The sequence below is a fragment of the Pseudomonas sp. GW822-FHT04H02 genome (genome assembly GCF_058800645.1).
The window spans coordinates 435,167-458,041 of record NZ_JBXAMM010000002.1; the positions used below are offsets into that span (position 1 = coordinate 435,167).

Here is a 22,875-nt window from a genome sequence, read left to right on the forward strand (position 1 = left end):
TGCCCCATGCATTCGCTTAAAGTGCTGATTCTCGAAGATAACTCGTTCCAATTGATGGCCCTGCACCAGATGCTCAACGCCAATGGCGTGTTCAATGTGCTGACCGCCGAGAGTGTCGAGGCCGCGCGGCGTTCGCTGGACAGCAAGGGGGCGGTGGATATCGCCATCTGCGACCTGTACCTGGAGCAGGCCGACGGGCTGGAGTTGATCCGTGACCTGGCCCGCCAGGAGCGGGCCCGGGCGCTGATCATCCTCAGCGATGCTGAAGAGGATGTGCTGGAGGGGGCGGCCGGCATGGCCCGGGAGCTGGGCCTGAAAGTGCTGGGTTGCCTGCCCAAGCCGGCCTCGGTGACGGTGATCGGCGACTTGCTCACGGCCTACCAGCAGCACTCCAGGCAGGGGGCGCCGGCGCCGGACCAGGCGTTGCTGCGGGACTTGCTCGGGCTGGAGCCGTTTTCCCTCGACAGCGTCACCCAGGAGGAAGGGCTGGCGGCGATCCTGGGCCACGGCGTGGCGCATTTCCAGCCGGTCATCCAGCCCCACGGCGAGCTCCAGGGGGTCGAGGCCCTGGCCCGCTGGCAGCACCCCGAGCGCGGGCTGCTGATGCCCGGGGAGTTTCTGCCATTGATCGAGTTCGCCGGCCTGCAGGAGATCTTTACCTGGCACATGCTGGAACAGGCCCTGGAGCTGGCGGCCGGGGTGAAGCTGGTGATGGGCCATTCGTTGCCGGTGGCAGTGAACATTCCCATCGGCATCCTTGAACGGCCGCTGTTTCCCCGTCAGCTGGAGGCCTTGCTCAGGCGTTTCGAAGTGCCCGCCCGGCTGCTGACCCTGGAAATCATCGACACCACCCGGCTACAGACCGATACCGCCCATGTGGAGGCGCTGCTGCGCCTGCGGATGATCGGCTGCAAATTGTCCATTGGCGACTTCGGCATCGGCGGCACCAGCCTGCAGCGCCTGCTGGAACTGCCCTTTACCGAGTTGAAGATTCCCCCGGTGTTCGTGGCGGGCATGGCGGCCGACGAGCGCAAGGTGGCCCTGGTCGGTGGGGCGATGAACATGGCCCGGCGCATGTCCCTGGGAGTGGTGGTGGCCGGGATCGAGAGCGAGGCCGACTATAAGGCGGCCAAGGCCCTGGGGGCGGCCCATCTGCAGGGCTGCTTCCTGGCCGGGCCGATGAGCGCTGCCCAGATGCGCCAGTGGCTGGCGCAGGCGCTGGACCGGGGTGCTGAGGGGGCTGGCGCTGAGGGCCTGTGTGCCTAGGACAGCCCGTGCTCCTGCACGTAGATGTACAGCGCGGCTTCGCTGGACAGGCCGAGCTTGCGCATGGCACTGACCTTCTGCGCACTGACGGTCTGCTTGCTGCGGTTGAGTTGCGCGGCAATTTCCCCGACCGCATGGCCAGCGGCCAACAGGCGGATCACTTCCAGCTCCCGCGGCGACAACTGATCGCTGGAAACCAGGCGGTCCGGCCCCACTTCGCCGGCCAGGCTCAGGGCCTGCTTGATGGCCTGGGCGATGTAGGGCTTGTGTTGCCGCGCCCGGGCGATGGCGGTCGGCAGCTCGTCCGCCAGGCTGGCCTTGCTCAGCAGGCCCGTTACTCCCAGATCGAGGATCGAGCGGAACAGCCCGGGGTGGTTGAGCATGGTCACCACCACGATGGGCAGGTCGGGGTGGCGGCGGCGCAGCTGTTCGATCAGGCGCAGGCCGTCGTTCTGCTGTTCGGCTGGCATCATGAAATCCGTCACCAGCACATCGCATTCGATCTCCTGCATCAGTTGCGCCAGGGCGGAGGGCGAGCTGGCCTCGCCGACGATGGCCAGGCTGTCGTCCTGCTCCAGGACGGCGCGCAGGCCAATGAGGAAGATCGGGTGGTCGTCGGCAAGGATGATGCGCAATTTGTTGTTCGTCGTTGCTTTCAAAGCTGAGCTCCAATGCAAAGGCGGCGTTGTTTGCGCCTGGTCGGCCGTTTTTCAGCTGTCATATTACCCGTGCATGCTCGATTGACTCAGGTCGGCAGCAGTAGGTGTGGCGAACTTTCTTCTCTGAGCGATGGTCACTTGAATGTCAGAAAGCTACCGGCATTTTTGTTTTCGAACCTTTAATTCGAGCTATTGAGTGGTGATCTAGATGGAAAGTATCAGTCTTTTATTGAGTGAGGCCCTGAGCCCTTACCAGGTTGCTCTGACGCCTTGCGGGGCTCGGGGCGAATGCCTGGTGACCTTGAAGAATGCTGCCGGCGCCATCGTGGTGGAGCGTGAGGTCAATCGGGCCCAGCTCACTGACAAGCGCCTGCTCACTGATGTGGTGGACGGCCTGCACCGTGATGTGCTGATCGCCGAAGGCCGGCTCGAACCCTGCGTGATCGCCGCCCTGCGCCATGCCGCCGAAGACAAGGCGTTCGCCCGGCGCAATTGATCTGAAATTTTACGGAACCTTCCGCCAGGCCCGTCAGTCAGACTCAGTATCAGCAGGATCAGGCATTGTGCTCCGGTGCTTGTGGCCTGCTGGTACGGGTCTGCAAAGACCACGTTTAACCCCGAGTCGTCTCCCCACTTCTCGGGGTTTCTTTTTGCCCGGCGTTTGTCAGTGGTCCTTCAAGTCCTGGAAGTAGGCCCGGGCATCGGCGCGGTATTCATCGCGCATTCCGGGGTCCAGCCAGGCGGCATACAACTCCACCAGTCGCTCCTCGCGCAGCTTGAGCAGGGCCTGGTTGATCCGGGTGATGGCTTTGCGGCCCTGCGGGGTATCGGAGCAGCCGACGTGGATTTCCTGATACTTGCTGGTGCCTTCGACCGGGTAGAACTCCAGATCCTGCGGGTCCATGCCCTGCTGCACGGCCTGGTAGCGGATTTCCGGCCAGTAGCCCAACAGCAGTTGCAGGCGCCCCAGGCGCTGCATCTGCAGCAGGCTGCCCAGGGCGTCGTTGCCGTAGTGGGCGCGGATTTGCTGCGGAGCAACCTGCTGCAGCAGGTTGTCGAGCTGTTGCCCGTAGCTGCGCTCGGCCACCACCCCGATCAGTTCCTTGCCGCTGTCGAGCAGGCCATGCAGGTCGACCTTGCCGTCATGGATGAAGTGCGCGATCTGTTCACGGTCGGCACGGCGGATCGCCAGGCCATTGCTCAGCACTCGAAAGCTGGTGATGGAAAAGGCCACCCATTGCGCACGCTCCTTGTTCCAGATCAGCGCCGGATCACAGGTGAAGCTGGGGTCGCGCAACATCTGCATGCCCCGGGCGCGATTGACCCGTACCAGTTCGTGCTGGTACTCCGGCAGGCTGGCAATCAATTGCGGCATCAGCAGGTCGACCACTCCTCGATCTTTTTGCTGGCCCTCGAAAATATTCAGCGGCGGCAGGTCGCGCAGCAGCCAGGTGAGCATTTCGCCGGCGTGGCCGGGGGCGCAGGGTAGCCACAGCAGGCAGGTCGCGAGCGCCATCGTCAACCGGCCAAGGCCTGGCCTCGGGCGTCGCTGGGCCCGTTGCGGGGGGGCAGTGTGAGACGGCTGTTTCAGCTTAGATTGCCCCAGAGTTGCGCAGGTCCTGGATCTGCTCGCTGCTGTAGCCCAGGCCGGCCAGAACTTCGCTGGAGTGTTCGCCGAGCTCGGGGCCGACCCAGTCGGCCGAGCCCGGAGTCTGCGAGAGCTTTGGCACGATGCCGGGCATCTTGAAGGCCTTGCCGTCCGGCAGCCTGGCCTGGAGGAACATTTCCCGGGCGAGGAATTGCGGGTCGTGGAACATGTCCTCGGCGCTGAAGATCCGGCTCGCCGGGACTTCGGCCTGGTTCAACTGCTCCAGCACCTGCTCCAGGGGCAGGGACGCCACCCAGCGATCGATCACCCCATAGAGTTCGTCGCGGCGGGTGTCGCGCCCGTCGTTGCTGGCCAGGGCCGGGTCATTGGCCAGGTCCTCACGGCCGATCAGGAGCATGAAGCGCTTGAAGATCGCATCGCCGTTGGCGCCGATCTGCACGTGCTTGCCGTCGGCACTGGTGTGGATCGACGAAGGGGTGATGCCGGGCATGATGTTGCCACTGCGTTCGCGGATGAAGCCGAATACATCGAACTCCGGAACCATGCTTTCCATCATGGCGAAGATCGCCTCGTACAGCGCCACGTCCACCACCTGCCCCTGGCCGCCGTTGACCTCGCGGTGACGCAGCGCCATCAGCGCGCCGATCACCCCCCACAGGGCAGCGATGGAGTCGCCGATGGAGATTCCGGTGCGCACCGGTGGGCGGTCCTCGAAACCGGTGATGTAGCGCAGGCCGCCCATGGATTCGCCCACCGCGCCGAAGCCCGGTTGGTCCTTCATCGGCCCGGTCTGGCCAAAGCCCGATAGCCGCACCATCACCAGTTTGGGGTTGAGGGCGTGCAGCACGTCCCAGCCCAGGCCGAGTTTTTCCAGCACGCCGGGGCGAAAGTTCTCGATCAGGATGTCCGCTTCGCCCAGCAGTTGCTTGAGCACCGCCAGGCCTTCCGGGTGCTTGAGGTTCAGGGTCAGGGACTTCTTGTTGCGTGCCTGGACGAACCACCACAGCGAGGTGCCTTCATACAGCTTGCGCCACTTGCGCAGCGGATCACCGCCATCGGGTGACTCGACCTTGATCACCTCGGCACCGAACTCGGCGCAGATGCGCGAGGCGAAAGGGCCGGCGATCAGGGTGCCGAGTTCTATCACTTTCAATCCGGCGAGGGGCTTGCTGAGGCTGGTCATGGGGCATCCGCTGGGCAGGAAAATCCGCCTAGCCTAGACCATTGGTCGCCATTAAGGCAGCGCCTGACGCCTGCCTTTGCCGATTATTTCCCGCCCGGGCCAAGGATTATTGTGCTTCTCATTCCATTGGGCGGCAGGGTTTAATGACGCCGCTTGAAAAAAGAGCGGTTGCGAAAGCTGTAAAAGGGTCTATGCAGCGATGGATGCCTTGCGGCTGTTTGCCGAGCGATCCTCCTGATATTTCTTGTTACAAATGTCGCCTGTAAATTTTACATGTGATGAATTGAAAACCTTACATGTGATGTTCTAGTCTCTGCGCCATGGAAAACAAATCCTCAGCCCATTACCAACGTTTATTCCGCCAGCGCCTGCGTGATCAGGGCCTGGTGAAAAAGGAAGTCTGGATACTGCCGGAGAACGCCCAGGCGTTGCTGGCGGTTGAACGCAAACTGCGTCAGCCCTCAGAAGGGCTGGCTCCTGTGGAAAAGGATGGAGAAATGAGCATGCCGCAGATCTGGAATGCCCGATCGCTGTGCCAGGCCCTGGTAGCCACCGAGTTGTTCAGCAGTGGCGAAGCCAGCGTTGAACTGCTGGAGGGTGCGGAGCCGAGCTTGCACGTGACCATGCGCGAATACGGCGACCTGCCGTTGTTCGTGGCCCTGTCCGGCGAGCAGATCCTGGTGGAGGCGCTGCTGTGGCCGCAAAGCGAAGTGACCGATGTGGCCGCGTTCAACGAGGAAGTGTTGCTCAGCCGCCAGTTGTTCCCGCTGTCGAGCATCGGCCTGGAAACCCGTTTTGGCGGTGAGCGCCACTACATGATGTACGGCGCCCTGAGCGCAACCTCGATTCTCTCCAACGTGCTCTACGAGATCGAAACCCTGGCCAGCAACGTGATCAGGGCAACCGAGGCCTACGAAGGCTACCTGAAGGCTCAGGCCTGACCTGGAGGAATGCACATGAACGTATGGAGCAAGCTGCTCACCGCGCTGCGCGGTGGTGCCAATGAGGCGGGCGAGGCCCTGGTGGACAGCCAGGCACTGAGGATTCTCGATCAGGAGATCCGCGACGCCGATCAGGAACTGCGCAAGTCCAAGGAAGCCCTGGCCGAGATCATGGCCCGGCAGAAACTCGCCGCCGAGCGCGCCAACGGCAGCGCGGCCAAGATCGCCGAGTATGAAAGCTACGCCCTCAAGGCCCTGGAAGCGGGCAACGAAGCCCTTGCCCAGGAAGTGGCGCAAAAGATCGCCAACCTGGAAAATGACCTGGCCGTGGAGCGTGAGCAGGCCGATGGTTTTGCCGCCAGCGTCGCACAGTTGCGCAAGGCCGTGACCCAGGCCGAGGGCAATATCAAGCATTTGAAACAACAGGTGGATACCGTCAAGGCCACCGAAAGCGTGCAGAAGGCCCAGCAGGCCGTGGCCCAGCGCTACGGCGGCTCCCAGAGCAAGCTGCACACCGCCGTGGAGTCCCTGGAGCGGATCAAGCAGAAGCAGGCCGAGCGCGCGGCAAAGATGGACGCCGCGGCCGAGCTGGCCAATACCAGCAGCCCGGACGATGCCCTGGATGCCAAGTTGCGTGAAGCCGGGATCGTTGCCGGCAGCACCAGCGCCGACAGCGTGCTGGCGCGCCTGAAGGACCGTAGCAAGTCCTGATTCACCGTTGTGTTGTAGGGGCGGGGCCGCCTGGCCTTGCCCGGCTTTTTCAGGGATAGGAAAGCAATGGAAATCTTCCTGCAGACAGTGTTGTCGTTCCCCACAGTGCTGTTCAGCTTCATGCTCTGCCTGGCCGTGATCTACTGGGCCGTGGTGGCCATGGGCATGCTTGAAGTCGACCTGCTGGACTTCGAGGCCGACTCGCTGCTCGACAGTGCCCACGCCGGCGAAGGCCTGGCCGGGCTGCTGATCAAGTTCAAACTCAACGGGGTGCCGGTCACCCTGGTGCTGACCCTGCTGATGTTCTTCAGCTGGTTCCTGACCTATTTCGCCGAACTCTACGTGCTCAGCCACCTGCCCCTGGGTTGGCTGCGCTATCCCCTGGGCCTGTTGCTGGCGGTGCTCGCACTGTTCCTGGCAGCGCCCATCAGCGCGACGATCTGTCGTCCGCTGCGCCCGCTGTTTCTCAAGATGGAGGCCACCAGCAGCAAGTCGGTGCTGGGGCAGACGGCTGTGGTACGCAGCGGCAGAGTCACCCTGGAACATGGCGAAGCCGTGCTCGAGGACGGCGGCGCGGGCCTGATCCTGCGTGTGCGTGCCGATGAGGCACGAGCTTTCAAACGCGGCGATCGCGTCGTGTTACTGGAGTATCTGGAGGCGCAACACGCCTATCGGGTCATTACAGAGGACGAGTTTCGCGGCCTCTGAGCCCGGGCTCCCTCAAGAATCAAAGGAGATTGATTGCATGAATTTACCGTCGCTGCTGCCCATCCTGCTCGGGATCGGCCTCGTCGTCTTGGTGGTCTTCGGCCTGTTGGCCCTGTTCAAGGCCTTCTATATCAAGGTTCCCCAAGGCACGGCGTTGATTGTCAACGACATGTCCTCGACCCCCAAGGTGCATTTCACCGGTGCCCTGGTGTACCCGGTGATCCACCTCAAGGAGTTCATGCGCATCTCGCTGATCACCCTGGAAGTCGACCGTCGGGCCAAGGACGGGCTGATCTGCCGCGACAACATGCGCGCCGACATCACCGTGGCCTTCTACCTGCGGGTCAATGAAACCCAGGAAGACGTGCTCAAGGTGGCCAAGGCCATCGGTGTCGACCGTGCCTCCGACCGCGCCGCGGTCAACGAACTGTTCAACGCCAAGTTCTCCGAAGCGCTGAAAACCGTGGGCAAGCAGTTCGATTTCGTCCAGCTGTTCGAGAACCGCCAGGACTTCCGCGACCGCATCATCGAGATCATCGGCAACGACCTCAACGGCTATGTGCTGGAAGACGTGGCCATCGACTACCTGGAGCAGACCGCCAAGCACTCCCTGGACCCGAGCAACATCCTCGACGCCGAGGGTATCCGCAAGATCACCGAGCTGACCGCGGCGCAGAACGTCATCACCAACGAACTGGAGCGCAACCAGGAACTGGCGATCCAGAAGAAGAACGTCGAGACCCGCGAAGCCTCGCTGTCCCTCGAACGCCAGCAGGCCGATGCCGAAGCCCGGCAGAAGCGCGAGATCGAAACCATCCGTGCCCGCGAGGAAGCCGAGACCGCCAAGGTCAAGGAAGAAGAGCGCCTGAAGGCCGAACAGGCACGCATTCAGTCCCAGCAGGAAATCGACGTGCGCACCGAGAACCATCAGCGCGAAGTCGAAGTGGCCCAGCAGAACCGCCAGCGTGCGGTGGTCATCGAAGTCGAGAAAGTCACCCGCGCCAAGGACTTGGAAGTGGTGGCCCGCGAGCGTGAAGTGGAACTGCAACGCATCGAGAAAGAAAAGGCTCTGGAAGAACAGCGCAAGAACATCGCCACCGTGATCCGTGAGCGGGTAGCGGTGGAGAAGACCGTGGCCCAGGAGGAAGAGCGGATCAAGGAAGTGCGCGAAGTCTCCGAAGCCGAGCGCGCCAAGCAAGTGGTGGTGATCCAGGCCCAGGCCGAAGCCGAGCAGGACCTGGTGCGCCAGGTGAAGCAGGCCGAAGCCGACGAGACCCGTTCCAAGCACAAGGCCGTGGAAATCAACAACCTGGCCCAGGCCGAACTGGAAGCCGCGGCCAAGCAGGCCGAAGCCAAGAAACGCCTGGCCGAAGGCCTGGAAGCCGAGCGCGCCGCGCCTGGCCTGGCCGATGCCCGGGTGCTGGAAATCACCGCAGCGGCCCAGGAAAAAGAAGGCCTGGCCCAGGCTCGCGTACGCACCGAGCAACTGATTGCCGAAGCCCGTGGCGAGCAGGAAAAAGGCCTGGCCGACGCCCGCATCATGGAAGCCCAGGCGGCTGCCAAAGAGAAGGACGGCCTGGCTGAAGCCAAGGTCATGGAAGAGAAGCTCGGTGCCCAGGCCCGTGGCGAAGAACAGTTGGGCGCGGCCAAGGCCAAGGCCACCAAGGACCTGGGTTCGGCCGAAGCCGAAGTGCTGCTGCAGCGCCTGAACGCCGAGGCCGAAGGCCTGGGCAAGAAGTTCGGTGCCCTGGACTCCCTCAGCGACAGCGCGCGGTCCCACGAAGAGTTCCGCATGCAACTGGAGAAGAACTTCGAGGAAGCGATGGCTGCCATCGCCGCCAACAAGGAAATCGCCAAGGACCAGGCCGAAGTGCTGTCGGCTGCCCTCAGCAAGGCCAAGATCGAGATCGTCGGCGGCGAAGGCGACTTCTTCAATTCCTTCGCCAAGTCGCTGTCGGTGGGCAAGGCCATCGAGGGCGTGGTGGGCAAGAGCCCGGTGGTCCAGGACGTGCTGGCACGCCTGCTCAATGGCAAGGGCGCTCCGGCCGTAGCCGCTGAGCTGGCCGCCGCTGCCGTTACGCGCAAGGCCGACGCTCCGTCTGCCGAAGCCTGAAATGCCTGACCACAGCTGATTCGCCAGCCCTCGCCTGATCCTGTAGCCGTCGTTTTTATCGACGGCTGCAGGGCAGGTGGCAGGCGGCGGGTTTCAGCTGGCTGGTTTCAGGTGCTGGGCTCCAGGTTTGAGGAGCTCGCTTTTTTGCATACCGCCGTAGATCCAGGAAGGCCACGATGTCGGACGCTCAAGTCGCAACTCCCCCGCAGGACGTATTGGACAAGGCCGTCGCCGAAGGCGGCGCCTATGAGGTGCTGCAAAAGCGCCTGCTGGACCAGGGCCAGCGCCTGCGGGCCACCACTGACGACCTAAACCAGAGGCGTCTCGACGAGTTCGGCAACAGCCGCATGGAAGTGGTCGGGCGGGTGCGCATCCGTACCGAGAACAACTGCATCGCCCGGGACATCGTCCAGGTCGGCGACTGCTTGCTGTTCGGCTACAACGTGTTTATCGGCCTGAAGAAGGAAACCAGCGTCGCTGACGTGTTTTCCCTCTATCGGTTGGTGGAAGAGGGCGAAGGCTACGAAGCCGAGCCCGTGCCCCTGGAAGGCAGCTTTTTGGCGGCCCAGGGCTTCCTCAACGATTTCAACGAGCTCTATACCTATTACAAGAACACCCGCCTGCTGCAACTGGCGATCCGTGACGGCAAGCTGCTGGCAAGTTTCCAGATCGGCGAGCGGGTCACCGATGTGCGGGTGTTCCGCTGGTCGATCTCGGTGGACGGGCGTGATGTCCGTTACATCGACAACCGGGGCGAACGGGATATCGCCCTGCCGGCACCCTTCGATTTCGAATGGAAGAAAGCCACCCGCGAGATGGTGGTCGAAGGCCGCTTTCCGCACCTGAACATCCTCGACACGGTGTTCGTCGAGACCATCGGCGGCGACCTGACCATCAAGGTCGAGAACAACACCGAATCGGGCCTGGGCATCTACCGCGAAGAGGTGCTGGACAAGACCCAGTCCCTGGACGACTCGCAGATCGAATTCGCCCGCCTGGGCAGCCTGATCCTGCTCAAGGTCCTGCCGTACCGCGAAGAGCAGTGGCGCTACCTGGTGTTCAACAGCCTGACCCGCCAGGTGGAGCGCATCGACGCCATCGGCCTGGCCTGCGTGCAGTTGCCGGAGGACCACGGGATCATCTTCCCCGGCGGCTACTACCTGCAGAGCGGCGAGTACAAGACCTTCGAGCAGTCCATGGAGGGCATGCGCTACAAGCGCTCGGTGCGCTCGCCCAACGGTGAAGATGTGCAGTACATCTTCTACCACCCGGAGCAGGGCCGCTCGGTGCTGCTGACCTACAACATGATCAACCGCCAGTTGCAGAACCCGCTGTTCGGCCACGGCTACGCGCGCCTGGAAGACGGGCGCATGGTGATCTTCGCCGCCGAGGGCGACGAGCCGACCCGGGTCCACCCGATGCAGGTCTGGCAGACACCGTTCTTCACCGAGGAGTACGCCGCGCGGCAGCCGACCCGCAGCGGTTTCCTCGGGCGCATCGGCAACGCCGAACTGGTGCGCAGCGTTTCTGACCTCTACGACCTGTGCCGCGAGATCGACACCCCGGCGGTGTCGGTGCAGCGCTACTCGCTGCTGTGCCAGAACACCCGTCGGCTGTTCGATGTGTACCACTGGCTGGGCAGCGACGAGCTGGACGGTCTGGCGCCGCTGCTGCGGGAAGTGGCCTCCACCTCGGAGCTGGTGCTCGACGAATACGAAAAAGTCGAAAGCATCCGTCGCCAGTCGGACCAGGCCATGGTGGCCGCCGAGGCCAAGCAGAAAGCCCTGCTGGACAGCCTGCTGGTGGACAGCTGGGACCAGGTCCAGAGCTTCGTCGATGCGCTGAACGGCATCACCACCCAGCGCGGCCTGCTGCTGACCATTCGCGACTACCGCTACATCGACGTGGCGCGCATCGACGCCATGGAAGCCGAGCTGCTCAAGGCCCAGGAACGCACTGCCGCCGGCACCGCGACCTTCCTTGCCAGCGAGCAGGCCCTGCAACCCTTCGTCACCCAGCTGGAAACCCTGGACGCCCAGGCGCAGAAAGCCGAAACCGTGGCCCAGCTCAGCGAGCCCCTGGGCGCCCTGCAAGCCATGGCCGGGGACCTGGACATGCTGTCGAGCCTGATGGCCTCGTTGCAGATCGACGACGCCACCCAGCGCACCCGGATCATCGAATCCATCTCGCAGATCTACGCCCGCCTGAACCAGGCCAAGGCCCGCGCCGAACAACGGCGCAAGGCCCTGGGTTCGACCGAGACCGTGGCCCAGTTCGGCGCCCAGTTCAAACTCTTCAGCCAGGGCATCACCAACGCCCTGGCCCAGGCCCAGGACCCCGAGCGTTGCGATGAGCAACTGTCGCGCTTGCTGGTGCAGCTTGAGGAGCTGGAGAGTCGCTTTGGCGATCACGAACAGTTCCTCGGCGACATCCTCGGCAAGCGCGAGGAGTTGCTGGAAACCTTCGAGGCCCACAAGCAATCGCTGCTCGACGAGCGCCAGCGCAAGGCCCAGGGGCTGCTGGATGCCGCGCGGCGGATTCTCGACAGCCTCGGTCGGCGCACCGCCAAGTTCACCCAGGCCGAAGAGCTCAATGCGTTCTTCGCCGCCGACCCGCTGATCCTCAAGCTGCGGGAGCTGGCCGAGCGCCTGCGCGAGCTCAAGGACAGCGTCAAGGCCGACGATGTCGAGTCGCGCCTCAAGGGCGCCCGGGACCAGGCCGTGCGTGCCCTGCGCGACAAGACCGAGCTGTTCGAAGAGGGCGGCAACGTCATCAAGCTGGGGCCGCGCCACCGCTTCAGCGTCAACACCCAGGAGCTGGACCTGACCCTGATGCCCAGGGGCGATGAGCTGCACCTGCACCTCACCGGCACGGATTTCCTCGAACCCCTGCGCGACCCCGAGCTGGAGGCCCTGCGGGACTTCTGGCAGGTAGCCCTGGAGTCGGAATCGGCCCAGTTGTACCGCGCCGAATACCTTGCCGGGCAGGTGGTGGACGCTGCCGACCGCGGCCAGGAAGGCCTGAGCCTGGAAAGCCTGAAACCCTTGCTGGCGCACCCTGAAGAACTGGCGCGGGTGATCCGCGACTTTGCCGCGCCGCGCTACAAGGAAGGCTACGAGAAGGGCATCCACGACCACGACGCCGCAGCGATCCTCCTGCAGCTGCTGCCCCTGCGCGACAGCGCCGGCCTGCTGCGTTTCGGCGCGGCGGCCCGTGCCTTTGCCTGCCTCTACTGGGATCGCCAGCAGGAACAGCCGCAACCTCGGCAATGGGTGGAACGTGCCCGTACCAGCCGGCATATCCAGCAACTGTTCGGGCGTCGTGAAGGCTTGCTGCAATTGCAGGAGGAAATCCTCGTGGCGCTGGGTGACTGGCATCAGCAGCACGCCTTCACCCTGGCCGCGGAGCTGTTGCCGGAGGCTGCCGAGTACCTGGTTCAGGAACTGGCCGCAGAACGCATCGAATTCACCTTCAGCAAATACGCCAAGCAGCTGCAGGAAGCCCTGACCCTGCGTCTGCAGGGCGCGCGGATGTGGGACGACTACCAGCAGGCCCTGGCGCGGCTGGTGGAACGGCCCGCTGCGCAGTGGGCGCTGACCGAGAACTGGCTCTCGGCCCTGTGCGCCGAGGGCGAGTTCGCCGAGTGGGCCGACTACGTGCCCGAGGCGGTGGCCCTGTCGCTGCTGCGGGAAGACTTTGCCAAGCGCATCACCGAAGTCGATCTGCGGTTCAAGGTCGACAACCTGATGGGCGAGCACCCGCGCATCCAGGAGCGCAGCCTGTCCCTCACCGTGGACGGCTTCTTCGCTCGCCTGCGGGCTCACCGCGAACAATTCCTGCCTGGCCTGCAGCGTTACCAGAGCCTGCGCCAGGGCATCATCAGCCGCGAACGCTCGGCCCTGCGCCTGAGCGAATTCAAGCCGCGGCCGCTGAGCTCGTTCGTGCGCAACAAGCTGATCAACGATGTGTACCTGGGCTTTATCGGCGACAACCTGGCCAAGCAGATGGGCACCGTGGGCGAGAACAAGCGCACCGACCTGATGGGCCTGTTGATGCTGATTTCGCCACCGGGCTACGGCAAGACCACCCTGATGGAGTACGTGGCGCACCGCCTGGGCCTGATCTTCATGAAGATCAACGGCCCGGCCCTGGGGCACCAGGTCCGTTCCCTGGACCCGGCCCAGGCGCCGGACGCCACTTCGCGCCAGGAACTGGAGAAGCTCAACCTGGCCCTGGAGATGGGCAACAACGTGATGCTCTATGTCGACGACATCCAGCACACCCACCCGGAATTCCTGCAGAAGTTCATCTCGCTGTGCGACGGCACCCGGCGCATCGAAGGCGTGTGGAAAGGCCGCACCAAGACCTACGACATGCGCGGCAAGAAGTTCTGCGTGGTGATGTCGGGCAACCCGTACACCGAGTCCGGCGAAGTGTTCAAGATCCCCGACATGCTGGCCAACCGGGCCGACATCTATAACCTCGGCGACACCCTGGGGGGCATGCAGGACGCCTTCGCCCTGAGCTACATCGAGAACGGCCTGACCTCCAACCCGGTGCTGGCGCCACTGGCCACCCGCGACATGGCGGACGTCTACCGCTTCGTCGCCAAGGCCGAGGGCAAGGCCTTCTCCAGCAACGAGCTGAGCCACAGCTACAGCGGTGCCGAGATCAACGAGATCACCACCACCCTGCAACGCCTGATGCAGGTGCGCGACGTGGTGCTGCGGGTCAACCAGCAGTACATCGCCAGCGCCGCCCAGGCCGACCAGTACCGCAGCGAGCCGCCGTTCAAGCTGCAGGGCAGCTACCGCAACATGAACAAGATGGCCGAGAAGATCTCGGCGGTGATGAACGACGCCGAGCTCCTGCAACTCTTGGCCGACCACTACCAGGGCGAATCCCAGCTGCTGACCACCGGCGCCGAAGAGAACCTGCTCAAGCTCGCCGAACTGCGGGGCAACCAGACCCCGGAGCAGAGCGAGCGCTGGACCCAGATCAAGCGCGACTTCGTGCGCAACCGTTCCATGGGCGGCAGCGACAGCGATGTCGGCACCCGCGTCGTGGCCCAGCTCAACGATCTGGTGGAAGGCGTGCGCGGCCTGGCCCGGCCCGCGCCGCAGCAAGGCATGCGTGAAGTGCTGGAGAACCTCTCCGAGCACCTGGAGCAGAGTTTCCTGCCGCTGCTCAAGGTCATGCACAAGAAGATCGATGTCGACCTGCACAGCCACCAGCGCATTGGCGACATTGCCACGCGCCTCGACGAACTGAGCCAGATGCTCAGTAACGGCGAGGTTCCGACCCTCAAGGACTCCCAACCGTAGGAGCCGGCTTGCCGGCGAACAGCCAAGGATCACGACATGGATTTTGCCCACCTGGACCAGCAACTGCGCGACAGCGTGCTGGACCTGAAACTGAGCAACGAAGAGCGGGATGAGCTGCGCCAGCTGGGCAGCGAACTGGGCCAGGACCAAGTGCGCTACATGCGTAACCGTGCCTTTGACCTGGTACGCGAGCTGGCGCTGGCGGACAGCGTCAATGTGCTGCCGGCGTTGAAGTGGCTGGAACAAGTGATCAAGACCCTGGACGCCAACAGCGCCCCGGTGCGGGACATGGCCAGCGCCCACTTCAGCCCCGGCGAAGACTGCCGGCGCAAGATCCGCGACCTGTGCCGCCAGGCCCGAATCTCGGTGGATATCTGTGTGTTCACCATTTCCGACGATCAACTGAGCGACGAAATTCGCGCCTGCCACCAGCGCGGCGTGGCCGTACGGGTGATCAGCGACAGTGAAAAGCAGTTCGATGTCGGCAGCGACATCGCCGCGCTGCGCGAGGCCGGGGTGCCGGTGCGGATCGACGACACGCCGTTCCACATGCACCACAAGTTCGCCGTGTTCGATGGCCGGACCCTGCTCAACGGCAGCTTCAACTGGACCCGCAGCGCCACCACCGGCAATGAGGAGAACCTGCTGGTGATCGACCACCCGCAACTGGTGGCCAGTTACCTCAAGGAGTTCAACGAACTCTGGAGCCGCTACGCGCCGCGTTAAGGCGTGCAGCGGCGGGCCTTGACGCGGCCTCAGGCGGCGTTCGGCTGGCCCCAGGCGCTCTCGGCGGCCAGGTGGTCGATCAACTTCTGGCACAGCCCTTGGGCTTTTTCCGGGGCGCTCTGGCGCAGGGTTTCCAGGGCCAGGTGCAACTGCTGCACCGGGTTTTCGCCGATAAACAGGTTACTCGGTTCCAGCCCGGCAATCGCCTCGTCGAAGCGTTGCTCGTGGATGTGCTTGAGCACCATGGCCTGGCTCAACTGGTGGGTGTAGGCCGCCTGCTGCTCCAGGCGAGCTTTCAGTTCGACAGCCTTTGCCTGGTCGTCGATGTAGACGTAGCTCAGCGCCAGCTGTTCCAGGAAGAAGTTCTTTTCCGCTGGATCCAGAGGCGCATTCTGACTGTCGTCGAGGGCTTGCACGGCCTGCTCCAGCAGTTCACCGGCTTGCCGGGTCTGCTCCAGGTCGTGCAGCAGCTTGGCCTGCAAGGCCAGTTTCATCGGTCGATCGGCGTATTCGAGCTGGGTGTTGAGGCGCGCCATTTCCTCCAGATTGTTGCGGATCAGCCAGCTGTCGCGGCGCAGGCGCGGTAGGTCGGCCTGCACCCGCAGTTGGGTTTCCAGGATCAGCAGGCGCAACCACGGCCATTGCTCATCGCCACGCAAGGTCTCCAGTGCCAGCAAGGCTTGCTCCAGCAGATGGGCGCACCATTGCGAGTGTTCCTCGACGTAGCTGCCCCACAGGCAGACCAGGCACCAGATACGCTGCGAGGGCGAAACGGCGCAGGCCTGCAGGGCCGCCTCGGCCTTGGCCATTTCGTTGCGCCCGACATGCCAGTTCAACAGGCTCAGCAGTAGATCGCTGGCGTAGCTTTCCGGCATCTGGGCGATCAGCCGTGGAGCCAGATCCGGGCGGTTGGCGTCCAGTATCAGCTTGAGCAGCGGCGGGTAGCCGAAGTAGTCCTCGGGCTCGAGGGCCTGCGCCAGCAGTTCGAACCCGGCCTCGAATTCCCCGGTTTCCATGAGCAGGGTCACGACGATGATCCGAGCCGATCCGGGCAATTGCGCGGCCATGGCCGGGAACTGTGCATCCTGCCCCTGGGCACGGTACTCGCGCAGGGTCTGCTCTACCTCGTGTGGGTCCAGTTCGTTGACCGGCTGTTTGAGCAGCAGTTGCCAGGCCAGGCCGATGCTGATGGCAGCCTCGTCGGCCAGGCCCAAGCTGCGTTGCAGGGTAGCCAACTGCCGGTGCTCGCCGGGGGAGTCCGGGCTCAGCTGGTTGACGCCGAAGGTCACCAGCAAGTCGCGGGCCTGCTCGTGTTCACCCTTGGCCAGCAGCAGCGGGATGCGCAGCAAGGGCGCTGACGGCAGGGGTTGATGCAGGCGCTCCAGCAAGCCCAGCACAGCCTGCGGGCCGTCGTTGTCGAGCAGGGTTTCGAGCAACTGGTTCAGTGCCATGGGCTGGTAGGTTTCATCCAGCTCGGCCAGTACTTCCAGGGCCTGTTCCGGGTGCCCCTGCCGGTACAGCGCTGCGGGCATCTGGAACAGCCCCAGTTGCCGGGCTTTACCCGTCAGGCGTTGGGCCAGTTGCAGGCCCACTTGCGGTTCGATGGCGCTCAGGTGCGCCGCGCGATTGATCTGCGCCGCCTCGTCCAGGGTGATGCCCAGGTCATTGCCGGCGCTGCGCTTGTTGGCATAGACCACCAGCAGCGTTATCACGCCGGTAATCAGCAGCAGGATGACAAGTACTTCCATGATGAATCTTCCTCGGGTGCGGCTGTTGGCCGGTGACGCGCCCCGCCAAGGGCGCGCAACCGGGGGGGCGTCAGTTGGTCTGGGAACTGAGCCAGATCTGGCCGTTGGCGATGCGCGCCATCAGCTGCTGTTTCAGCTCGCCGGCACGTTCGGGGGCACGCTGCTGCAGGTCTTCCAGGGCCTGGTACAGCAGCGACAGGGGCTTCTTGTCACTGAGCAGGATGCCCAGGTTCAGGCCCTCGATGGCCTGGGCGTAACGCTGATGCTGGATATGGTTGAGCAGCAGTTCCTCTTCCAGGATGCGACTGCCCGAATCCTCGGCGTTGAGCCGGTCCTGCAGGGCCTGGGCCTGTTGTACATCGTCGATGTTCAGGTAGGCGCTGGCGATGTCCTCCAGGTAGAAGCGGGCGTCCATCTCATCCACATCCGGCAGCGGCTCGCCATCCAGTAGCTGCACCGCCTGCTCCAGCAGGGACCTGGCCTGGGCGGTCTGGTCCAGGGCGTGCAGCAGCTTGGCCTGGTCGCACAGGTGCAGCAATTGCTCGTCACCGGGCACCTGCTGGCGCAGGCGGTGCATTTCCTCGATGCTGCTGCGCACCAGCCAGCTGTCCCGGCGATGAGCTGGCAGGTGGCTTTGCATCAGTAGCTGGGTTTGCAGGGCCTGCATGCGCAAGCTGTTGTAGAACTCATGTTCATTCTTGTAGCCGTCGATCAGTTGCAGGGCCTGGGCCAGCAGGGCTGTGGTCCATTGCGGCTGCGCCTGGTGCAACTCATCGCAGAGGTTGAGCATCAGCCCCGGACGCTGCGACTCGTGGCTGGCTCGCGCCTGCAGCAGGGCCTCGGCTTCGGCGGTCTGGCCCTGGGCCGCCAGATGGTTGAGCAGTTGCAGCAGCAGGCTGTGCTGGTGCATCTCGGGGGTCAGGTCCAGCAGGCGCAGGGCGGTTTCGGTTGGCTGGCGTTTCAGGGCCGAGTCCATCAGGTCGCTGTAGGTCGAGGAGTAGAGGGTGCCGTTGTCGGCCAGCAAGCTGAAGGCCGGCTCCACCTGGCCGGCATCGAACAGCGCGATCAGCGCCTGCACCTGTTCCTCGGCCGGCAGTTCGGCCGAGTGGGCCAGAATCCGCTCGGCATGCCCTTGGGTGGCGAAGGCGTCGAACAGGCTGCGCAGCACAGTGTGATAGCGCTCCTGCCCGGGTTGCTGGAAGCTCGCCCAGGCCTGTTCGAGGCTGATCAGCGCGGCGTCTTGCATGCCCGCCTGAAATTGCACGCGCGACAGCATCAGCAGATTGCCGATGCTCTGGCGTTCATGGGCCGCAGGGTTTTTCGGGTCGCCGAGTTCGCCGATCAGGGCCAGGGCGCGCGCCTGTTCACCGCGGGCCTGGAGGATTGGCACCTGCAGCAGCGGCCAGCTGGGCAGGGATTCGCCCCAGTGCTCCAGGAGCTCCAGGCAGGCCTGGGTATCCTGGCTGTCGAGCAGCGTTTCAATCAGGGTATTGAGCACGTATTCCCGAGCGTGAGGCGGCAGTTGCTGGTAGATCGCCGTGGCCTGGGCCTTGTGCCCAGCTACATAGAGCTCGCTGGCCACCAGTTGCAGGGCCAACTGCTGCGCTTCGCCCTCCGGCAGTTGCAGCGCCAGTTCTAGGGCCAGCTGCGGCTCGGCCTTGCTCATCAGCAGGGTCTGATTGATCTGGGCGGTGAGGTTGCCGGTCTGTTCCAGGTACTGCTGCTGGTCGGCGGATTTCTGGCGCAAGTACAGGATCAGTGCGATGAACAGCAGCACGATGACGAGCAGGGTGACAAAGAGGGTCATGGACGTCCTTTTCTATTGCACAGCGGCTCTGGCGCGGTGCGCGTCAGCCGGTTTGCGCGGGGTTATAAAGCCATGGCTACAGGCTGGCAACCGACTTTACCCAGCCAATGCGTTTCAGCGGATGTCATCCAGGGCGGGGGCGGCCCGGTCAGCGGTCGGGCAGGGCGGCAGGTTTCGGGTTAGACTTGCCGCCTTTTCGCACATTCAAGAAGCCCGCACATGGCCCAGCCGTCCACCACCTACAAATTCGAACTGAACCTGACCGACCTCGATCGTGGGGTCTATGAAAGCGTCAAGCAGACCATCGCCCGTCACCCTTCGGAAACCGAAGAGCGCATGACCGTACGGCTGCTGGCCTACGCCTTCTGGTACAACGAGCACCTGTCGTTCGGTCGGGGTCTGTCGGACGTGGATGAACCCGCCCTGTGGGAAAAGAGCCTGGATGACCGCGTCCTGCACTGGATCGAAGTTGGCCAGCCGGACGCCGATCGCCTGACCTGGTGCTCGCGCCGCACCGAACGCACCAGCCTCCTGGCCTACGGCAGCCTGCGGGTCTGGCAGACCCGGGTGCTGGACGCGGTGAAGAGCCTGAAGAACCTCAATATCGCCGGCGTGCCCCAGGAAGTCCTCGAGACCCTGGCCAAGGACATGCCGCGCGTCATCAAGTGGGACGTGATGATCAGCGAAGGCACGATCTTCGTCACCGATGATCGCGGCCAGCACGAAGTGCAGCTGGAATGGCTGCTGGGCGAGCGCGGCTGATCGCCCGCTCTGCCCCTGAACGATCCACCGTCCCCCCAGAGAAGTTGCTGTTAGCCCATGCGTATCGAACCCCGTGAGTTGCCCGCCGTCCTGCCCTTTCTCGGCGATCTGCCGCCGCTGCTGACCCGCCTCTACGCCGCCCGTGGCGTGCAGTCGGTGGAGGAGCTGGACAAGAGCCTGGCGCGGCTGATCCCGTATCAGCAGCTCAAGGGCATCGATGCCGCGGTGGACCTGCTGGTGACCGCCCTGGACCAGCGCCAGCGCATCCTCATCGTCGGCGACTTCGACGCCGACGGCGCCACCGCCAGCACCGTGGGCCTGCTGGGCCTGCGCCTGCTGGGCGCGGCCCATGTCGATTACCTGGTACCCAACCGCTTTGAATACGGCTACGGCCTGACCCCGGAAATCGTCGCCGTGGCCCTGCAGCGCGAACCGCAGTTGCTGATCACCGTGGACAACGGCATCTCCAGTGTCGAGGGCGTGGCGGCGGCCAAGGCAGCAGGCTTGCAAGTGCTGGTCACCGACCACCACTTGCCCGGTCATGAACTGCCGGCGGCGGACGCCATCGTCAACCCCAACCAGCCGGGCTGCGAGTTCCCCAGCAAGGCCCTGGCCGGGGTCGGGGTGATCTTCTATGTGCTGATGGCCCTGCGCGCACGCCTGCGCAGCCTGGGGCGCTATGAAACCCGGCCGCAGCCGAACATCGGCGAGCTGCTGGACCTGGTGGCCCTGGGCAGCGTGGCGGACGTGGTGCCCCTGGACGCTAACAACCGCATCCTGGTGCACCATGGCCTGGAGCGGATTCGCGCCGGTCGCGCGCGGCCGGGGCTCAAGGCGATTCTCGAAGTGGCCAAGCGTGATCATTCGCGCATCACCTCCACCGACCTGGGCTTTATCCTCGGCCCGCGGCTCAACGCCGCCGGGCGCCTGGACGACATGAGCCTGGGTATCGAGTGCCTGCTCAGCGACGACGTTTCCGCCGCTCGGGCCATGGCCGCCCAGCTGGACGAACTGAACCAGGACCGCAAATCCATCGAGCAGGGCATGCAGCGCGAAGCACTGGCCCAGCTCAAGGAGCTGCCGGTGGAGTCGATGCCGTTCGGCCTGTGCCTGTTCGACGCCGACTGGCACCAGGGGGTGATCGGGATTCTCGCCTCGCGCCTGAAAGAGCGTTACCACCGGCCGACCATCGCCTTTGCCGATGCCGGCGACGGCATGCTCAAGGGTTCGGCGCGCTCGGTGCCGGGCTTCCATATCCGTGACGCCCTGGACGCCGTGGCCGCGCGCCATCCACAACTGATCAGCAAGTTCGGCGGCCACGCCATGGCCGCCGGCCTGTCGCTGCCGGAGCAGAACTTCCCGGCCTTTGCCGAGGCCTTCGACGAAGAAGTGCGGCGCCAGCTGCGCGAAGAAGACCTCACCGGGCGCCTGCTGTCGGACGGCACCCTGGCCGTGGAAGAGTTCCACCTGGAACTGGCCCGCGCCCTGCGCCACGCCGGCCCCTGGGGCCAGCATTTCCCCGAGCCGATGTTCCATGGCGTGTTCGAACTGGTGGAGCAGCGCATCGTTGGCGAACGCCACCTGAAAGTGGTGCTGCGCAGCGAATGCGGCTCACTGAAGCTGGACGGCATCGCCTTCGGCATCGACCGCGAAGTCTGGCCCAACCCGACCATCCGCTGGGTGGAACTGGCCTACAAACTCGACCTCAACGAGTTCCGTGGCCAGGAAACCGTGCAGTTGATGATTGCCCACATCGAACCGCGCTGACCTACGAAAGGGCGCCGGGCCTTGCCTTGTGCGTCCCCACCACCTTCCCCCGCCTCTGCTGGCAACCCCTGTAGCCGCTGCCGAGCCTGTGGCGAGGCTGCGAAAAGGCCCGCAGGGCCTTGCCGGCAATCTTGCGCCGACCTCTGAGGGCCTTTGAAGCCCCACGTCTGCTGTGCAGCCGATCGCAGCCTGCGGCAGCGGCTACAAGGGGAGCAGCGCCTTTTTTGCCCGGGCACGCATTAGGAACCCTGCCGGCGACAGTGTTGTCGACTAGTCTCTAAGCACTGTCTGATTGGCCTTGTGACCTTTTGTCATTCTTCTACCCGCGGGGGCGGGCGCTTCACTTCGCAGTCACTCGTCGACCGTTCAAACAGAACCCTGGAGCCTGACCATTGACCGAGAGGTGCCCCATGAGTCTGCTGCTTGAACCCTATACCCTGCGTCAACTGACCCTTCTCAACCGCATCGCCGTGTCGCCCATGTGCCAGTACTCGTCGGTGGACGGGTTGGCCAACGACTGGCACCTGGTGCACCTGGGCAGCCGCGCCGTCGGCGGCGCCGGGTTGATCTTCACCGAGGCCACGGCGGTTACCGCCGAAGGCCGGATCACCGCCCAGGACCTGGGCCTGTGGAACGACGCGCAGATCGAACCCTTGCAGCGCATCACCCGTTTCATCACCGCCCAGGGCGCGGTGGCGGGTATCCAGCTGGCCCATGCCGGGCGCAAGGCCAGTACTCATCGGCCCTGGCTCGGCAAGTCCGGCAGCGTCAAGCCCGAGGACGGCGGCTGGGTGCCGGTGGGGCCCTCGCGGATTGCCTTCGACCCGCAGCACACACCGCCTACCCAGCTCGATGAAGGGCAGATCGGCGAAGTCATCCAGGCCTTCGTCGAGGCCGCCAAGCGCGCCCTGGTGGCCGGTTTCAAGGTGGTGGAAGTGCATGCTGCCCATGGCTACCTGCTGCATCAGTTCCTCTCGCCCCTGAGCAACCAGCGCCAGGACCAATACGGCGGTTCGTTCGAGAACCGCATTCGCCTGGTGCTGCAGGTGACCGAGGCGGTACGCGCGGTGTGGCCCGAGGAGTTGCCGCTGTTCGTGCGGGTGTCGGCCACCGATTGGGTGGAAGACGGCTGGAACCCGGACGAGACCGTGGAGCTGGCGCGGCGCCTCAAGGACCTGGGGGTGGATTTGATCGATGTGTCGTCCGGAGGCACCGCGGCCAATGCCGAGATTCCCACCGGGCCGGGTTATCAGACGCGCTTTGCCGAGCGGGTGCGCAAGGAGTCGGGGATTGCCACCGGGACCGTGGGGATGATCACCGAACCGGCCCAGGCGGAGCATATTTTGCGTACCTGTCAGGCGGACATCATCTTTCTCGCCCGTGAGCTGTTGCGTGATCCTTACTGGCCGCTGCACGCCGATGACGACCTGGGCGGGCGCAAGGCGATCTGGCCGGCCCAGTACCAGCGGGCGACCCACAGGGACCAGCCGATTCATGAGTCGGATTTGCGCGATTAGGCTTTTGCCGATGTAAAAAAACGGCCCGTGCGGG

Annotated in this window: 16 protein-coding genes; 11 read left to right on the forward strand and 5 right to left on the reverse strand. The window is 64.3% G+C overall.

Annotated features, from left to right (window positions below):
• Positions 1 to 6 precede the first annotated feature (6 nt).
• On the forward strand, positions 7 to 1,266 hold the full coding sequence (locus AC1RMG_RS08660) for an EAL domain-containing response regulator (protein ID WP_493168950.1): 1,260 nt from the start codon (positions 7 to 9) through the stop codon (positions 1,264 to 1,266).
• Here AC1RMG_RS08660 and AC1RMG_RS08665 read toward each other — a convergent pair.
• Positions 1,263 to 1,925: a response regulator gene (locus AC1RMG_RS08665; protein WP_011059455.1), complete on the reverse strand. Its 663-nt coding sequence runs from the start codon at positions 1,923 to 1,925 to the stop codon at positions 1,263 to 1,265. The genes AC1RMG_RS08660 and AC1RMG_RS08665 overlap by 4 nt on opposite strands.
• A gap of 208 nt (positions 1,926 to 2,133) precedes the next feature.
• On the opposite strand from AC1RMG_RS08665, the gene AC1RMG_RS08670 reads away from it, so the two are divergent.
• Positions 2,134 to 2,421 (forward strand): DUF3509 domain-containing protein, encoded by a 288-nt coding sequence (locus AC1RMG_RS08670; protein ID WP_011059456.1) that lies wholly within the window; start codon positions 2,134 to 2,136, stop codon positions 2,419 to 2,421.
• A gap of 168 nt (positions 2,422 to 2,589) precedes the next feature.
• Here the strand turns inward: AC1RMG_RS08670 and AC1RMG_RS08675 are convergent, their stop codons facing one another.
• Positions 2,590 to 3,441, reverse strand: a complete 852-nt coding sequence (locus tag AC1RMG_RS08675) for a TIGR02285 family protein (RefSeq protein WP_065364568.1) — start codon at positions 3,439 to 3,441, stop codon at positions 2,590 to 2,592.
• 76 nt (positions 3,442 to 3,517) lie between these two features.
• On the reverse strand, positions 3,518 to 4,717 hold the full coding sequence (locus tag AC1RMG_RS08680; protein WP_011059458.1) for a CaiB/BaiF CoA transferase family protein: 1,200 nt from the start codon (positions 4,715 to 4,717) through the stop codon (positions 3,518 to 3,520).
• 320 nt (positions 4,718 to 5,037) lie between these two features.
• Between AC1RMG_RS08680 and bacA the strand changes: the two genes are divergently transcribed.
• The 6 genes from bacA to AC1RMG_RS08710 all read left to right on the forward strand — a co-directional run bounded on the left by bacA (position 5,038) and on the right by AC1RMG_RS08710 (position 15,240).
• Positions 5,038 to 5,658 (forward strand): biofilm formation regulator BacA, encoded by a 621-nt coding sequence (gene bacA, locus AC1RMG_RS08685; RefSeq protein WP_011059459.1) that lies wholly within the window; start codon positions 5,038 to 5,040, stop codon positions 5,656 to 5,658.
• Positions 5,659 to 5,673: 15 nt separating this feature from the next.
• On the forward strand, positions 5,674 to 6,369 hold the full coding sequence (locus AC1RMG_RS08690) for a PspA/IM30 family protein (RefSeq protein ID WP_041116143.1): 696 nt from the start codon (positions 5,674 to 5,676) through the stop codon (positions 6,367 to 6,369).
• A gap of 66 nt (positions 6,370 to 6,435) precedes the next feature.
• The gene (locus AC1RMG_RS08695) at positions 6,436 to 7,077 is read left to right on the forward strand and encodes an OB-fold-containig protein (RefSeq protein ID WP_011059461.1); all 642 of its coding nucleotides are present in this window, start codon (positions 6,436 to 6,438) and stop codon (positions 7,075 to 7,077) included.
• Positions 7,078 to 7,114: 37 nt separating this feature from the next.
• Positions 7,115 to 9,190 carry a flotillin family protein gene (locus AC1RMG_RS08700; protein WP_011059462.1) on the forward strand — a complete coding sequence of 692 codons (2,076 nt, stop codon included), beginning with the start codon at positions 7,115 to 7,117 and terminating at the stop codon, positions 9,188 to 9,190.
• Positions 9,191 to 9,366: 176 nt separating this feature from the next.
• Positions 9,367 to 14,514, forward strand: coding sequence for a DNA repair ATPase (locus AC1RMG_RS08705; RefSeq protein ID WP_493168952.1), 5,148 nt, complete (start codon positions 9,367 to 9,369; stop codon positions 14,512 to 14,514).
• Positions 14,515 to 14,550: 36 nt separating this feature from the next.
• Positions 14,551 to 15,240 (forward strand): phospholipase D-like domain-containing protein, encoded by a 690-nt coding sequence (locus tag AC1RMG_RS08710; protein ID WP_011059464.1) that lies wholly within the window; start codon positions 14,551 to 14,553, stop codon positions 15,238 to 15,240.
• A gap of 29 nt (positions 15,241 to 15,269) precedes the next feature.
• Here the strand turns inward: AC1RMG_RS08710 and AC1RMG_RS08715 are convergent, their stop codons facing one another.
• Together AC1RMG_RS08715 and AC1RMG_RS08720 are read right to left on the reverse strand one after the other, a co-directional pair.
• Complete coding sequence (locus AC1RMG_RS08715) at positions 15,270 to 16,988, reverse strand: hypothetical protein (RefSeq protein WP_493168954.1); 1,719 nt, start codon at positions 16,986 to 16,988, stop codon at positions 15,270 to 15,272.
• Positions 16,989 to 17,058: 70 nt separating this feature from the next.
• Complete coding sequence (locus AC1RMG_RS08720) at positions 17,059 to 18,795, reverse strand: hypothetical protein (protein ID WP_493168956.1); 1,737 nt, start codon at positions 18,793 to 18,795, stop codon at positions 17,059 to 17,061.
• Positions 18,796 to 19,014: 219 nt separating this feature from the next.
• Here AC1RMG_RS08720 and AC1RMG_RS08725 point away from each other — a divergent pair, with 219 nt between their 5' ends.
• The 3 genes from AC1RMG_RS08725 to AC1RMG_RS08735 all read left to right on the forward strand — a co-directional run bounded on the left by AC1RMG_RS08725 (position 19,015) and on the right by AC1RMG_RS08735 (position 22,841).
• The gene (locus AC1RMG_RS08725; protein WP_493168958.1) at positions 19,015 to 19,557 is read left to right on the forward strand and encodes a YaeQ family protein; all 543 of its coding nucleotides are present in this window, start codon (positions 19,015 to 19,017) and stop codon (positions 19,555 to 19,557) included.
• 57 nt (positions 19,558 to 19,614) lie between these two features.
• On the forward strand, positions 19,615 to 21,324 hold the full coding sequence (gene recJ, locus AC1RMG_RS08730; RefSeq protein WP_493168960.1) for a single-stranded-DNA-specific exonuclease RecJ: 1,710 nt from the start codon (positions 19,615 to 19,617) through the stop codon (positions 21,322 to 21,324).
• Between the two features lie 410 nt (positions 21,325 to 21,734).
• On the forward strand, positions 21,735 to 22,841 hold the full coding sequence (locus tag AC1RMG_RS08735; protein WP_123482947.1) for an NADH:flavin oxidoreductase/NADH oxidase: 1,107 nt from the start codon (positions 21,735 to 21,737) through the stop codon (positions 22,839 to 22,841).
• Positions 22,842 to 22,875 lie beyond the last annotated feature (34 nt).

Excerpts from the sequence above, each read along its gene's own strand:
- AC1RMG_RS08660 (WP_493168950.1), top strand. The coding sequence starts at position 7 with ATGCATTCGCTTAAAGTGCTGATTCTCGAAGATAACTCGTTCCAATTG.
- AC1RMG_RS08670 (WP_011059456.1), top strand. The coding sequence starts at position 2,134 with ATGGAAAGTATCAGTCTTTTATTGAGTGAGGCCCTGAGCCCTTACCAG.
- AC1RMG_RS08675 (WP_065364568.1), bottom strand. The coding sequence starts at position 3,441 with ATGGCGCTCGCGACCTGCCTGCTGTGGCTACCCTGCGCCCCCGGCCAC.
- AC1RMG_RS08680 (WP_011059458.1), bottom strand. The coding sequence starts at position 4,717 with ATGACCAGCCTCAGCAAGCCCCTCGCCGGATTGAAAGTGATAGAACTC.
- bacA (WP_011059459.1), top strand. The coding sequence starts at position 5,038 with ATGGAAAACAAATCCTCAGCCCATTACCAACGTTTATTCCGCCAGCGC.
- AC1RMG_RS08690 (WP_041116143.1), top strand. The coding sequence starts at position 5,674 with ATGAACGTATGGAGCAAGCTGCTCACCGCGCTGCGCGGTGGTGCCAAT.
- AC1RMG_RS08695 (WP_011059461.1), top strand. The coding sequence starts at position 6,436 with ATGGAAATCTTCCTGCAGACAGTGTTGTCGTTCCCCACAGTGCTGTTC.
- AC1RMG_RS08700 (WP_011059462.1), top strand. The coding sequence starts at position 7,115 with ATGAATTTACCGTCGCTGCTGCCCATCCTGCTCGGGATCGGCCTCGTC.
- AC1RMG_RS08705 (WP_493168952.1), top strand. The coding sequence starts at position 9,367 with ATGTCGGACGCTCAAGTCGCAACTCCCCCGCAGGACGTATTGGACAAG.
- AC1RMG_RS08710 (WP_011059464.1), top strand. The coding sequence starts at position 14,551 with ATGGATTTTGCCCACCTGGACCAGCAACTGCGCGACAGCGTGCTGGAC.
- AC1RMG_RS08715 (WP_493168954.1), bottom strand. The coding sequence starts at position 16,988 with ATGGAAGTACTTGTCATCCTGCTGCTGATTACCGGCGTGATAACGCTG.
- AC1RMG_RS08720 (WP_493168956.1), bottom strand. The coding sequence starts at position 18,795 with ATGACCCTCTTTGTCACCCTGCTCGTCATCGTGCTGCTGTTCATCGCA.
- AC1RMG_RS08725 (WP_493168958.1), top strand. The coding sequence starts at position 19,015 with ATGGCCCAGCCGTCCACCACCTACAAATTCGAACTGAACCTGACCGAC.
- recJ (WP_493168960.1), top strand. The coding sequence starts at position 19,615 with ATGCGTATCGAACCCCGTGAGTTGCCCGCCGTCCTGCCCTTTCTCGGC.
- AC1RMG_RS08735 (WP_123482947.1), top strand. The coding sequence starts at position 21,735 with ATGAGTCTGCTGCTTGAACCCTATACCCTGCGTCAACTGACCCTTCTC.